At 48.4% G+C, this 13,137-nt stretch carries 14 protein-coding genes; 6 read left to right on the top strand and 8 right to left on the bottom strand.

Annotation, left to right across the window (positions count from 1 at the left end):
* Positions 1 to 13: 13 nt before the first annotated feature.
* The 3 genes from hpt to HRU42_RS11065 all read left to right on the top strand — a co-directional run bounded on the left by hpt (position 14) and on the right by HRU42_RS11065 (position 2,595).
* Complete coding sequence (gene hpt, locus HRU42_RS11055) at positions 14 to 544, top strand: hypoxanthine phosphoribosyltransferase (RefSeq protein WP_295031107.1); 531 nt, start codon at positions 14 to 16, stop codon at positions 542 to 544.
* 219 nt (positions 545 to 763) lie between these two features.
* Positions 764 to 1,822, top strand: coding sequence for an ABC transporter ATP-binding protein (locus tag HRU42_RS11060; protein ID WP_295031109.1), 1,059 nt, complete (start codon positions 764 to 766; stop codon positions 1,820 to 1,822).
* A 2-nt stretch (positions 1,823 to 1,824) separates the two neighbouring features.
* A complete protein-coding gene (locus HRU42_RS11065) occupies positions 1,825 to 2,595 on the top strand; it encodes an ABC transporter permease (protein WP_295031132.1) in 771 nt (256 codons plus the stop codon).
* 50 nt (positions 2,596 to 2,645) lie between these two features.
* Here HRU42_RS11065 and HRU42_RS11070 read toward each other — a convergent pair whose 3' ends face one another.
* The 8 genes from HRU42_RS11070 to sfsA form a co-directional block, all read right to left on the bottom strand.
* A complete protein-coding gene (locus HRU42_RS11070; RefSeq protein WP_295031110.1) occupies positions 2,646 to 3,029 on the bottom strand; it encodes a DUF4144 family protein in 384 nt (127 codons plus the stop codon).
* Positions 3,030 to 3,114: 85 nt separating this feature from the next.
* A complete protein-coding gene (gene panC / locus HRU42_RS11075; protein WP_295031111.1) occupies positions 3,115 to 3,960 on the bottom strand; it encodes a pantoate--beta-alanine ligase in 846 nt (281 codons plus the stop codon).
* A gap of 151 nt (positions 3,961 to 4,111) precedes the next feature.
* Complete coding sequence (gene panB / locus HRU42_RS11080; RefSeq protein WP_295031113.1) at positions 4,112 to 4,906, bottom strand: 3-methyl-2-oxobutanoate hydroxymethyltransferase; 795 nt, start codon at positions 4,904 to 4,906, stop codon at positions 4,112 to 4,114.
* 85 nt (positions 4,907 to 4,991) lie between these two features.
* Positions 4,992 to 5,483, bottom strand: a complete 492-nt coding sequence (folK, locus tag HRU42_RS11085) for a 2-amino-4-hydroxy-6-hydroxymethyldihydropteridine diphosphokinase (protein ID WP_295031115.1) — start codon at positions 5,481 to 5,483, stop codon at positions 4,992 to 4,994.
* On the bottom strand, positions 5,483 to 6,838 hold the full coding sequence (locus HRU42_RS11090) for a polynucleotide adenylyltransferase PcnB (RefSeq protein ID WP_295031117.1): 1,356 nt from the start codon (positions 6,836 to 6,838) through the stop codon (positions 5,483 to 5,485). The genes folK and HRU42_RS11090 overlap by 1 nt, the downstream gene beginning before the upstream one ends.
* A 224-nt stretch (positions 6,839 to 7,062) precedes the next feature.
* Positions 7,063 to 7,935 carry a tRNA glutamyl-Q(34) synthetase GluQRS gene (gene gluQRS / locus HRU42_RS11095; protein ID WP_295031119.1) on the bottom strand — a complete coding sequence of 291 codons (873 nt, stop codon included), beginning with the start codon at positions 7,933 to 7,935 and terminating at the stop codon, positions 7,063 to 7,065.
* 138 nt (positions 7,936 to 8,073) lie between these two features.
* Positions 8,074 to 8,517 carry an RNA polymerase-binding protein DksA gene (dksA, locus tag HRU42_RS11100; protein WP_295031120.1) on the bottom strand — a complete coding sequence of 148 codons (444 nt, stop codon included), beginning with the start codon at positions 8,515 to 8,517 and terminating at the stop codon, positions 8,074 to 8,076.
* 159 nt (positions 8,518 to 8,676) lie between these two features.
* Positions 8,677 to 9,393, bottom strand: coding sequence for a DNA/RNA nuclease SfsA (gene sfsA / locus HRU42_RS11105; RefSeq protein ID WP_295031122.1), 717 nt, complete (start codon positions 9,391 to 9,393; stop codon positions 8,677 to 8,679).
* Positions 9,394 to 9,517: 124 nt separating this feature from the next.
* Here sfsA and pepB point away from each other — a divergent pair, with 124 nt between their 5' ends.
* From pepB to HRU42_RS11120, 3 genes are all read left to right on the top strand, one after another.
* On the top strand, positions 9,518 to 10,795 hold the full coding sequence (gene pepB / locus HRU42_RS11110) for an aminopeptidase PepB (RefSeq protein WP_295031124.1): 1,278 nt from the start codon (positions 9,518 to 9,520) through the stop codon (positions 10,793 to 10,795).
* A gap of 271 nt (positions 10,796 to 11,066) precedes the next feature.
* On the top strand, positions 11,067 to 11,378 hold the full coding sequence (locus tag HRU42_RS11115) for an Mg2+ and Co2+ transporter (RefSeq protein WP_144048033.1): 312 nt from the start codon (positions 11,067 to 11,069) through the stop codon (positions 11,376 to 11,378).
* Positions 11,375 to 12,406, top strand: a complete 1,032-nt coding sequence (locus HRU42_RS11120; RefSeq protein ID WP_295031126.1) for an efflux RND transporter periplasmic adaptor subunit — start codon at positions 11,375 to 11,377, stop codon at positions 12,404 to 12,406. Before HRU42_RS11115 ends, HRU42_RS11120 begins: the two co-directional genes overlap by 4 nt.
* Positions 12,407 to 13,137: the final 731 nt, after the last annotated feature.

A 13,137-nucleotide genomic window follows, 5' to 3' on the forward strand; every position in this document is an offset into this window, starting at 1 on the left:
AGTTGAGAGAGTTATGAAACACACGATTGAAGAGATGATTTCCGCCAAGGAGATTGATCTAATACTGAATCAGTTAGCCGAGAAGATTAATGCTCATTATGCTGACAGCGAGCGCCTGTTGATGGTGGGCTTGCTGAAAGGTTCTGTGGTCTTTATGGCTGATCTATGTCGTCTCATCAAGGGCCATGTAGAGATCGATTTTATGTCGGTTTCCAGCTATGGCAATGCCATGACCAGCACACGTGAAGTGAAGATCCTCAAGGATGTGCAGTCTGACATCAAGGGGCGTGACGTTTTGATCGTAGAAGATCTTATCGATTCGGGTCACACACTCAATAAAATCCGCGAATTGCTATTACTGCGTGAGCCAAAGAGCCTGGCGCTCTGTACTTTGCTCGATAAGCCCGAGGGGCGCGAGGTAGATGTACCTATAGACTTTATCGGTCTTACTATTCCTAATGAGTTCATTGTTGGCTATGGTATCGATTATGCGGAGCAGTACCGTAACTTGCCTTTCATAGCTAAAGTGATCCCCGCAGAATAAGTGCTGCTAATCGCTACTAGTATTGAGTGAAGAGAATTTTATGCAAAAAACCCGCACTTTGCGGGTTTTTTTTTGTGTAAATGTCCCAATATAAGTTCATTCAGTCTCTGAGTATCGATGCGGCTATAATGACTAGCAGCATCTGCTGATGACAATAAGCTATTCAATGGGACACATTCAGATTTTTTCTACCAGTGACATACTGGAATTAGGATATACATGGCGAATACAAAGAATTCCCCGATTTACGCACTCGAGATCAAAGATCTAAAGAAAACCTATAAAGGTGGTGTCGAGGCAGTAAAAGGGATCAGTTTAACGGTGGAGAAGGGAGATTTCTTCGCCCTGCTTGGCCCCAATGGCGCAGGTAAGTCCACCACCATAGGGGTGATTAGCTCACTGGTACAGAAGTCTTCGGGTACTGTGTCTGTGTTTGAACACGATATCGATCAGGAACTGGAACTGGCCAAGTTGCGTATTGGCCTGGTACCTCAGGAGTTCAACTTTAACCAGTTTGAAAAAGTGCTGCAAATAGTGGTCAATCAGGCCGGCTATTATGGGGTGAAGAAAGATGTCGCCTTGGTGCGCGCCGAGAAGTACCTGACTCAGCTGGATCTTTGGGATAAGCGGGATAGTCCGGCTAGAGCCTTGTCCGGTGGTATGAAGCGCCGACTCATGATAGCGCGAGCCTTGATGCATGAACCGCAACTATTGATCTTAGATGAGCCGACTGCTGGGGTGGATATTGAGCTGAGGCGCTCCATGTGGACCTTCCTCACCGAGCTTAATGAGCAAGGTGTGACCATTATCTTGACCACTCATTACCTCGAAGAGGCCGAAATGTTGTGCCGTAATATCGGCATCATAGACAAGGGGATCTTGGTCGAATGCACCAGCATGAAATCCTTGCTGAGCCGATTAAATATGGAGACCTTCGTGTTGGATCTGGCTAAAGATTTGAGCGTCGAGCCGAGTCTCGATGGGATCAAGTGTCGTCTCAGTGATGGCCATACTTTGGAAGTGGACGTGGCCAAGGAGCAGAACCTTAATGGCGTGTTTGCTCAACTCAGTGAGCTGGGCGTAGAAGTCTTGTCTATGCGTAACAAGTCTAACCGATTGGAGGAGCTGTTTGTGGAGCTGGTGGAGAAGGGATCCATTGAGCCACACAGCAGTGAGCAGCAGGCTAGTAATGGAGCCTCAGCTAATAAAGAAGCTTCAGCTAATAAAGAAGCTTCAGCTAATAAAGAAGCTTCAGCCAATAAAGGAGCCTCATCATGAACATGAAAGCCCTGTATGCCACGGCATTTAAGAGTATTTTGACCAAAGAGATCAATCGTTTTACTCGTATCTGGGTTCAAACCTTAGTGCCGCCGGCGATCAGCATGACCTTGTACTTCCTCATCTTCGGCAATCTAGTGGGTAAGCGCATAGGGGAGATGGGCGGCGTCAGTTATATGGAGTTTATCGCTCCGGGACTGATCATGATGTCGGTGATCACCGCCTCATATTCCAACGTGGCTTCGTCATTTTTCAGCGCCAAATTTCAGCGAAATCTGGAGGAGCTGATTGTGGCCCCCGTGCCGCACTATGTGATGATTGCCGGTTATGTCGGCGGCGGGGTTGTTCGCGGGCTATGCGTGGGCACAATCGTGACCATAGTGGCCATGTTCTTCGTCGATATTAGCCTGCATCATGTGGGTTTAGTGGCGCTGACTGTGTTGCTGACCTCGATACTCTTCTCTCTGGGCGGGCTTATTAACGCTATCTTCGCTAACAGCTACGACGATATCAGCATAGTGCCTACTTTCGTGTTGACGCCCTTGACCTATCTCGGTGGCGTATTCTATTCACTGTCGCTGTTACCGGATTTTTGGCAAGGGGTATCAAAGCTGAACCCTGTGGTGTACTTGATTAACGTATTTCGTTACGGTTTCTTAGGTTATGCGGACATGAGCGTGCCATTGTCTATCGCTGTTATGGTCAGCTTCTGTGTCGGCTTATGGGCTATTGCCTATTACCTTATCAGCCGTGGAATAGGCTTACGTAGCTAGGTCGGCGAGTGATAGGCGATGAGTCCCTAGGGACTCATCGCCTGCTATGGCTAGTTTGCTTCTAAATACTTCATCATATCGAATACCTGTTTGACCGTATTTGCGCCTAGCTTAGCCGTACAGCAGTGGCCTAAAGCACTGGCATGTCGTCTGACACTGCTTAACACTTGCTTGAGTTCAAGTGGCTCGGTGGCGGTTAGCCAGATCAGATGCTGGTTCGGCTTGCCATTGTCTATGTCTGCTAATGGTAGACGGTAGCTTATCCCAGCTGAGTCGAACAACTGGCTCATTTCATCTATGTGCCCTTGGGCTTCTATCTCCCAGTCTTGTTCATTATCAAGATAAATCAATTCATCATGGCCTGCATGGATCAAAATTGCAGGCCAGTGGATCTTGCTATGTATGGGTGAGGTAAGCTGAGCAAACTCTTTCATTAGTTAGTGATCACTTATCTTGCAATGGCTTGAGTCGTTCTGACTGCCTGAGCCTTTAGCTACACATTTTTGTGGCCTAGCTGGATTAACGCGCGAAGCAAAGATTGTCAATCAAGCGGGTTGTGCCCATATAAGCTGCAGCGACAATCACTAAGGCTTGTTGTTCATCCTTAGCCGGCGATAGATCCTTGGAGCTGCGAACCTCCAGATAGTCAGGCTTGAAACCTGCTTCTATCAGCTTAGCTTGGGCCTTGGCGATAACCCCTACAATAGCCTGACCAGACTGAATCTGTGCAGACATGGTATCCATTACCTGTTTTAGTGTCGCGGCTCGCATTTGCTGCGACGGATTCAGGTAACCATTTCGAGAACTCATGGCCAGACCCGAGGCTTCTCGTATGGTCTCTACACCTATTATTTCGATAGGCATAGAGAGATCTTCGACCATGGTCTTGATCACTAGAAGTTGCTGAAAGTCTTTCTTGCCAAATAGGGCAATATCGGGTTGGACGATATTAAATAGCTTGCAGACTATGGTCGCGACGCCGCGAAAGTGGCCCGGACGGCTTGCACCACAGAGTTCATCACCAATCTTGGGCACTTCGACATAGGTCTGCTGTTGCATGCCCTTGGGATAGATGATTTTTGAGGTCGGAGTAAACAGCAGTTCAGCTCCGGCATCTGTCAGCGCCTGTTGATCGGCGGCCAAGGTTCTGGGGTAAGCATCGAGATCTTCATTCTGGCCGAACTGCATAGGGTTGACGAAGATAGAGGCAACCACATGATCGGCTCGTTTTACCGCTTCCTTGACAAGTGTGATATGGCCTAAGTGCAAGTTGCCCATAGTGGGGACGAAGGCGACGGTTTCGCCCTTGGCATGCCAGGCATGAACTTGCTCACGTATTTGTGTTATTTCTTGGGTGGTGATCATCTTGATTAGGCCTGTTACTGCTCTAAGATAAGGCCTGCCTTATGGCAATCCTTAGCTATTTTCTTATTCTTAGTTATCAGTATCGCCGGCTAGAACCTGTGTCATGCCGGCAACATTTTTCATTTATTAGCTAAAGGGACAAGATTATTGTCTAGCTAAATGTATGCTCACTGCCCGGGAATATTCCAGTCTCGACTTCATCGATATAGGCGCGAATGGCCGTATGGATTTCGCCGGTCTGCTTCAGGTAATTCTTAGAGAAGCGAGGAATATAGCCACTGGAGATCCCGAGTACGTCATGCATGACCAAGATCTGTCCATCTGTATCCGCGCCGGCACCTATGCCTATCACAGGGATCGTCAGGGCTTCGCTGATGGTCTTTGCTAATGGCGCCGGAATACACTCGACCACCAATAGCTGAGCGCCGGCGGCTTCTAGCGCTTTGGCTTCATCTAAGATGCGCTGAGCATTGTCCGCATCACGGCCCTGGATCTTAAAACCACCGAATACATGTACCGACTGAGGCGTAAGACCCAGGTGAGCACACACAGGAATGCCACGTTCGGTTAGTTTAGTCACAGTTTCTAACAACCAGTGGCCGCCTTCAACCTTGACCATTTTGGCACCCGCTTGCATCAGGATGGCGGCATTGGTCATTGCCTGCTCTGGAGTGGCATAGCTCATAAAGGGCATGTCGGCTATAAGTAGAGCACGCTTTACTCCGCGACGAACGCAGCGAGTGTGATAGGCGATATCTTCGACCGAGACCGGCAGAGTATCATCATGTCCTTGAAGCACCATCCCCATAGAATCACCTACGAGTAATACATCAACTCCTTCACTGTCGAAGGCGCCGGCAAAACTTGCATCATAGGCCGTGAGTGAAGTGAACTTTTTACCTTCCTGCTTAAACTTGAGCAGGGTAGAGCTAGTTATCTTAGACATAGTGACTTTCTTAAATCTGATTAAAAAACGGTTATGAATCCTTGATAGAGACTTGTTATAAGCTAACTCCCATCAGAGTTCAATACTATCTGACTATTTGTTCTAATTCTGCTGCCAAACCCGCATCGATAAGTCCATTGAGTGCTGTGCCACATGGCAGTGTCAGCTCGGGGGCTATCTCGGCAAGAGGGATAAGCACGAAGCTGCGCTGTTTCATCCCATAGTGGGGAACAGTGAGTCTGGGAGTCTCTATGGTCTGATTATCAAAGAGTAAGAGGTCGAGATCTAACGTGCGCGGTCCCCAACGCTCTAATCTGACCCGGCCCTGATCATTCTCTATCTTTTGCAATGCGTCCAAAAGCTCGATGGGATCTAGGCTAGTATGGAAGCAGGCAACGGCATTAACATAATTAGGCTGGACTAGATCGCCCATGGGAGCAGAGCGATAGTAAGAGGATATTGTGAGTGCGGGCGTAAAATTCGAGTCAGCCAGCTCGAGCAGTGCCTTACAGGCGCTGTCGAGCTGAGATTCGGGCTCCGTCAGGTTTGCCCCGAGCGCAAGATAAACCTTGGCCATTAGCCGACTGGCTTATCCGTCGATGGGGACGCAGCTTGATTGCCTGGATTAGCAGTCTTGTTCTCCGATGGTTTCTCGGTTGACTGCTCGCCTGACTTAGGTGATGTCTTCTTGGCCGATGGCTTACGACGACGGCGCTGATTCGAGCTATGATTACGACTGCCATTGTTGACCGAACGAGCGATGACGCTACGTTGCTCTTCGCCGCCTTCGACAAAACTCTTCCACCAAGCGGCAGATTTAGCCACTGCGCCGCCCTCTGCGCTTGCTCTAAGCAATAACAGGTCATAGGCTGCGCGGAATTTAGGATGTTCGATAAACTTGAAGGCACGTGTACCTTGGTTACGATCGAACCTTAACTGTAGTTGCCAGATATCTTTCGCCGGGGTACTAAAACGGCGTGGAATACTGATGGTGCGACACTGTTGCTCCATCACGTCGCCCATGGCGGCATAATAGGCATCGTAGAGACTCAAACCACCCTCTAAGGCGATATCATCGGCACGTTGGCTCAGAGGGTACCAGAGAATAGCGGCGTAGAAGAATGCCGGGGTGACGGTTTTTTCGGCTGTTACCCGAGAATCCGTGCTCTCCATTATGCTCTGCATCATCTTGACCGACGGGCCATCAGGCTCATCGACAAGCAGGCTATTGACCAGAGGGAATAGCGGTTCAAACAGACCGAAGTCACGCATCATGTTGAAGTTGTTCTGTGCTTGGCCATTGAAGAAGAGTTTAAGGATCTCTTCATACATGCGGGCCGCAGGAATATCTTTCAGCAGAGGTGCTAATTCATAGATAGGTGAAGCTGTGTCTTTCTCTATGGTCATCCCCAGCTTAGTGGCGAAGCGCACGGCTCTGAGCATACGCACTGGGTCTTCACGGTAGCGGGTATTGGGATCGCCAATCATTCTAATGGTACGAGAATGAAGATCCTGAAGTCCACCGCCATAGCTGTGAATGGAGAAGTCGCTGATGTCGTAATAGAGGGCATTGACGGTGAAGTCACGGCGTTCGGCATCTTCATCTATGGTGCCGTAGACGTTATCACGCAGCAGTCGCCCTTCGGCATTGGTCTTGGAGATCTTCTCGCCCGAGTCTACGTGATGACCACGTAGAGTGGCAACTTCGATCACATCTCGGCCGAAGACGATATGGGCCAGACGAAAGCGTCGGCCAATGAGTCGACAATTACGGAACAGACCCTTGATCTCTTCCGGCGTGGCATTGGTGACCACATCAAAATCTTTAGGTTGAAATCCCAGCAGAATATCGCGCACGCCGCCACCGACCAGATACGCCTTAAAGCCAGACTTATGTAAGCGATAGAGTACCTTTATGGCATTTTCGCTCATCTGTCTCCGAGAAATATCGTGACCTTGTCTCGGGACAACCTCCAGACTTAAGCCTGAACTTATGGTTTCTTCAGTCGTCTGTTTGTTATCAAATAACTGTTTACAGAATTTGCTAATACGGCGAAAAATGGGACACCTCGGAATTGCATCAGTACTATGCAAAAGTACTATGGGTTACAACAAGGCGGCTATGATACCCCAAATGTAACCGAATGAGTATATTCTTACGCTTGGATGATTTCTGTTTGATTGGGGACTAAGGAAAGATCGAATTGGACCACGGCTTGAGTGACCATTTTTTCCATTTGCTGCTCCGGTGTTACCTGGGCTTGGCCTAAAAAAGCTAAGGCGGCATTGAAACTTGCCTGGGGCTGTATTTTATCTATGGCGGTGGCGTGGTTCTGTTTCGAGAGTTTCATGCCAGGCCCAGTACAGATCAGCGGTAAGTGGAGCCAAGCTGGTGGCGTCTGAGCAAACATCTGAAACAGACTTATCTGCCTGCAAGTGGGGATCAGTAAGTCACAGCCTCTGGTCACCTCGGTGATTTGTTGGAGGGCATCGTCCATCACCACGGCCAACTGATAGGCATATAAACCGTCGCTGCGCTTGATGATGAAGTCTTCGGTGGCAAAGTCTGTAGCTACTATGATCTCTCCCATCAGCAGGTCGTTAAATCTGTCGATGCCGGCACTATTGCGGATGCGAATTGCGCCGCTGTGGTGTGGCTTAGTGAGCCGGCCACAACGTCCATCATAGGTACCGCCCATGGCTTTGATCTGTTTACGGCTGCATTGACAATAATACGCCTTATTCTGTGCAATTAACCTGTCTATCTGGCTCTGGTAAGCATCGAGGCGGTTACTCTGGTATAAGACATCACCATCCCAATGAAGTCCGTAAGCGGCTAAGGTGCGTAAGATATCATCTGTTGCTCCTGCTATTTCTCGGGGGGGATCGATATCTTCGACACGAACCAGCCATTGACCGTTTTGTGAACGGGCACGCAAGTAACTGCCCAGAGCGGCAACGAGGGAACCAAGGTGTAAGGGGCCTGAAGGGGAGGGGGCAAATCGGCCAATATATTGCTGGTGACTCACATTATTTCACCTAAGACAAGATTAACGCAGAGCTGATTTTTTAACGGGGAATGAATTAGAGCGGGGCTAGGCCCCGCTTTATTAACTCTTGCCTATTCCTGCTCAGATATTTAAGCAAGAAAGATAAGATAAGTCAGATTAACCTGCCATCTGCTTTTCTTTGATCTCGGCAAGTGTCTTACAGTCGATACACTGATCGGCCGTTGGACGGGCTTCTAAACGGCGGATGCCGATTTCGATGCCGCAAGAATCACAGAAACCAAAATCATCATCTTCGATCTTCTGCAGTGTCTTCTCGATCTTCTTGATCAATTTACGTTCTCTATCACGAGCTCTAAGTTCCAGACTGAACTCCTCTTCCTGAGCTGCACGATCTACAGGGTCTGGAAAGTTAGCGGCTTCGTCTTGCATGTGACTTAGAGTACGGTCGACCTCTTCACGCAATTGATTACGCCAAGCATCCAGAATCTTTCTGAAGTGGCTCGATTGATCTGCGTTCATGTACTCCTCACCAGATTTTACCTGATAAGGTTGTACACCTGCGATAGCGAGCACGCCGAGTTTTTTAGTGCCTTCTGGCATAACGCATCTCCTGTTAATCATTTGCGTTGTGGGGCGCTTGTATTTTAAGGCCGATATCTATATCAGAAACTGATAGAGCAAGCAAATTTTTTGTGTTGCGATAATGATATTCCTTGACTATGTTCCCTATTGTTAATTAATTCAACTTTTACTGTCTATTTAGAGTTTGACAGGGCAGGATTTAATCAAGGATGAGCAATTTGGCGACATTTCTGCACAATATGCCAATACTTCGACGCCGGATTGATGTGCCTTGGTGAGCAGCCTGGCATATTCAGGATCGATATGCGTGGCCGCTTGTACCGAGTCGATTCCTGTGTGCTGCACCACAAAAAGCAGCACGCCTCTATGGCCTAAGGCGACCATCTCCATCAACTCTCGAAGATGCTTCTGTCCGCGGGTGGTGACAGCGTCAGGAAAGTAGCCTTGGCCCTCTTCTAAAAGGGTGCAACTTTTTACCTCAATATAGCAGTCTTGCTTAGGGCTCGTTGTCGATTCGTCCCGCAACAGAATATCGATACGGCTATTTTCACTGCCGTATTTTACTTCACGCTTAAGATAACTATAGCCCTGCAGCTCGGTGATGATGCCGGCTTTAATGCCGTCTTCTGCCAGCTGATTGGCTCTGCCGGTATTGATGCCGATAAGATGACCCTGAGCGGATTCGGCCAGCTCCCAGGTGCGTGAGTATTTACGTTTAGGATTATCCGAGATGGAAAACCAGACTCTCTCCCCCTCGAACAGACAGTTTCTCATGGAGCCGGTATTGGGGCAGTGTATGGTGACCTGGCTGCCATCTTCGAGTTCGATATCCGTGAGGAAACGTTGGTATCTTTTTATTAATTTTCCCTGTTGGAAAGAGGGACTGAATTGCATGAGTTTAGATCCGCTATTATTGACACAATGGCGCAAGGTTATCAGCTTTTAACTGTCGGAATCTGACTCTATGGAGTAAACTGCGTGCAAAACAAGATAAGAAATAGTTCAGGAAGGAACACCCATGACAGATTTAATGAAAGTTACCCTCACTAAAGAAGCCCCGGCCGCTCATTGGGGCAAGGCCGATGTTACTTTTAGCAATGAACTGGCGACGATCCATCTTCAAGGTAATGATGACTTGCGTCAGATCCAACAAGCGGCACGTAAACTACGTAGCCAAGGTTTATCGACCATAGCCCTTGAGGGTGAGTTGTGGAGTGTGGACGCTCAGTGGGCCTTCTCTCTGGGTTTTACCACGGCTAAATCTGAGCCTGAGATTCGTTGGACCGGTGATGATAGCGATCAAATTGAACTTCAAAACCGCCTCGAGAGTGCTGGTTTTGCACGCCATCTGATCAATGAAACCCCTGAAAATCTGGCGCCTGTTAAATTAGCTGTTCTGGCGGCCCATTGGTTATCAGAGATCGGCGGCGACAAGGTGACTTACCGTATCATCGAAGGCCAAGAACTTTTAGAGCAAAAATGGATAGGTATTCATGCTGTGGGTCGTGGCAGCGAACGTCCACCGGCCATGCTTGAACTTGATTACAACCCGCTAGGAGAAGATGCGCCTGTATCTGTTGCCTTAGTGGGTAAAGGCATTACATTTGACTCCGGCGGTTACAGCATCAAGGCCTCGGAAGGCATGCTGGGAATGAAGTGTGACATGGGCGGCGCATCTACCGTGACCGCGGCGCTCGGTCTTGCCATGAAACAAGGCTTGAACAAGCGGGTGAAGCTGTTCCTTTGCTGCGCAGAGAATCTGATCAGTGGCCATGCCTATAAGCTTGGTGACATCTTGACTTATAAGAATGGTGTTACCGTCGAGGTAGTTAATACCGATGCCGAAGGGCGCCTGGTGTTGGCCGATGGCTTACAAGCCGCATGTGACACTGGGGCTGAATTGGTCATAGATGCAGCGACCTTAACGGGCGCGGCAGTGATGGCGGTCGGGACAAATTACAATGCTATCTTCTCTCCATCGAGTGAAGTACTCGCTATGGCACAAGCCAAAGCTGCCGCAGTGGGTGAGCGTGTCTGGCCTCTGCCGTTAGATCCTTGGCATCGTGACATGTGTCCATCTGCCTATGCCGATACGGCGAACAGCCGTCCGATGAAAGGTGGCGGTGCAGGCGGCGCTTCCAATGCTGCAGGCTTCCTGTGGCATTTTGTGTCACCGGATGTGAAATGGCTGCATATGGATCTGGCTTCTGCCTTTGCCGATTCTCCAAATGCTCTTTGGGCTGCAGGTGGTACCACACACGGAATGCTGACCATAGCGGGCTTGCTTCAGGACTAATCATAAGTCGGAAACGGTCGTTTTTAAGCCGGAGCTAAGTGGCTCCGGCTTTTTTACACACATTTTTCATCCTAAACTGCAATATAGGCCTGTGATTAGGCTGGTTTACTCCCTTCGATTCAACTGTCATTCAGGCTGTTTAAGTTAGACTCCGATTGCTAAATTATTTTGTGCTTACTCATCTCGACGAGATGGCCGTATCCGTCCTCAGTGTGATTCCTCTTAGTGAAGATTATTGAGTATGGGCCCCAGAGTTCAGCTGAGAGAATTAATGAAAATACATGATACAAGTTTAGAGTTTGAATCCCTGCCGAGTTTGATGGTCTTGCTCGACTCCGTCGCATTTATGTGGTTTATCGCCCTAGTGACGCTATCGGTATTCTCTTGGGTTGCCCTCAAGCTATGGCACCTGCATTCATTGCCAAAATACATGGCTAAAGAGAAGGGGATGCATCAAGCAAAATTAATTTTTTGGTTATGTATGTTAGGTCTAATTTGGAAACCCCTGTGGGTCATCGCTGTTATTGCGATTGTGACTGACTGGGATAAGGCACAGTTATGGTTTAAGGGGACACGTTCATGAAAGAGATAATGCTGCCCTATATTTTTATTATGTGGTTGTTGTTTAAGTTTAAGGTGATCAAACCCAGACCCAGAAATTACTTCATCAGCGTGCTGATTGGTTGTCTGTTAGCCTTTAGCCTGTTTATGGCTCATCGATTCTATTCGCCTGCGGATCTGACTAACTCGACGACGGTGAGAGCCCCGCATGCTGTTCTATCACCGGCGTTAGGCCAACAGATCGATAAGATCTACGTGGATCATAACCAGTACGTTAATCAAGGCGAGTTACTCTATACCTTGAGGGATGATGCCGTTATCGGTGCCAAGGATGAGGTGATGGCGAAGAAGATGGAAATTCAACGCACGGTGGAAGCCAAGGAGGTTGAGTTTGCTCAGGCCAGCCGTGATTATGTTCGTAACCAAAGGATCCAAGATCATGTCAGCGAACGTGATCTGGAAAACTCCGGGGATCGAGTCGAGATCCTTCGTGCCGATCTCAAAGTGCTAGAGGCACAGTTAGATGTGCAGAAGGCTAAGGTCAGAAGCCTGGATTACGAGCTTAGTCAGCTCAATGTGACCGCTCCCTTCGATGGCATGGTGACCCACATCTATATTGCCGATGGATCACGCATAGGTGCCCTGCATTTTTGGAATACCAATAAGAAGTTTGTCGAGATGCGGATCCCGGATCAATCGTTTGCCTATATCAAGAAGGGCCAGTTTGCCGAGTTTTATATCGATGCCTACCCAGGACAGATATTCAGGGCTCGAGTCCACAGTAAAGTAGAAGCCACCGGAGAGGCGCAGGGAGATATATTTCCTCGCGAGCAGTCTGTTGGCAGGCACATTTCCTTGGGGTCGATGCCGATTGGACGCACGGTTATCTTAGAAGTCGATGAAGCCACCATGGCCATGTTGCCCATCGGAGCCACAGGTTCAGCCTGGATCAGTGCCGAAAAGCCCCATAGCATCTTGGGCTTCTTAGACATCATAGGTGCGGCGACGGTGCGTCTAGTGGCGACTAAGTCTTACTTGAATGCAATCTAGTGATTGCCTTACCAATCTGCCTTATTAGCGGGTCATATTGAGCCCGCTTACAGCACATTTAAATCACCCTATCTGCATTCACAGCCAATGCAGATAGGGTGTATCCCACCTAGTCTCTCGCTGTCCGTTAACCATGACTGCAAATAACGTTTTAGCGTCTAGCTGAGTTGATATTGGGGAGTGAGTTTGAAGGTCGACCCTTCATGGTGATCTATCGCTTGCAGCGAGCCTTTATGCACTCTTTACTTTGAGAAGGTTCTACTAGACGCCGGCTCTTGATTTTATAAAAGTCTTCCCTATACGATCTGCGATTTCCAATAACGTACTTGTTAAACAGCCAGTTCGGCAAATATGTCCATATACAAAGGCCAGTTCAGCAAAATATGTCCCTATAAAAAGGCCAGTTTAGCAAAATATGTCCCTATAAAAAGGCCCGTTCAGCAAAATATGTCCCTATAAAAAGGCCCGTTCAGCAAAATATGTCCCTATAAAAAGGCCAGTTCAGCAAAATATGTCCCTATAAAAAGGCCAGTTCAGCATCCATGCTTCTCGTTCATAGGCTCATGGCTTTACCATATTCACCATGCTTCTCGTTCATGAGCTTACCTGATTACCCACTATAGTCAGCCATTGCTATACTGTAAGTAATCCCAGTGGTGTTTGAGGTGCAAAATGGCCAAAAACAAAGTGCAGTTCCAAAAAGGGTATAGCTTAATTGAGCTATTTAAAAA

It is taken from the genome of Shewanella sp., assembly GCF_013214165.1.
GTDB lineage: Bacteria > Pseudomonadota > Gammaproteobacteria > Enterobacterales > Shewanellaceae > Shewanella.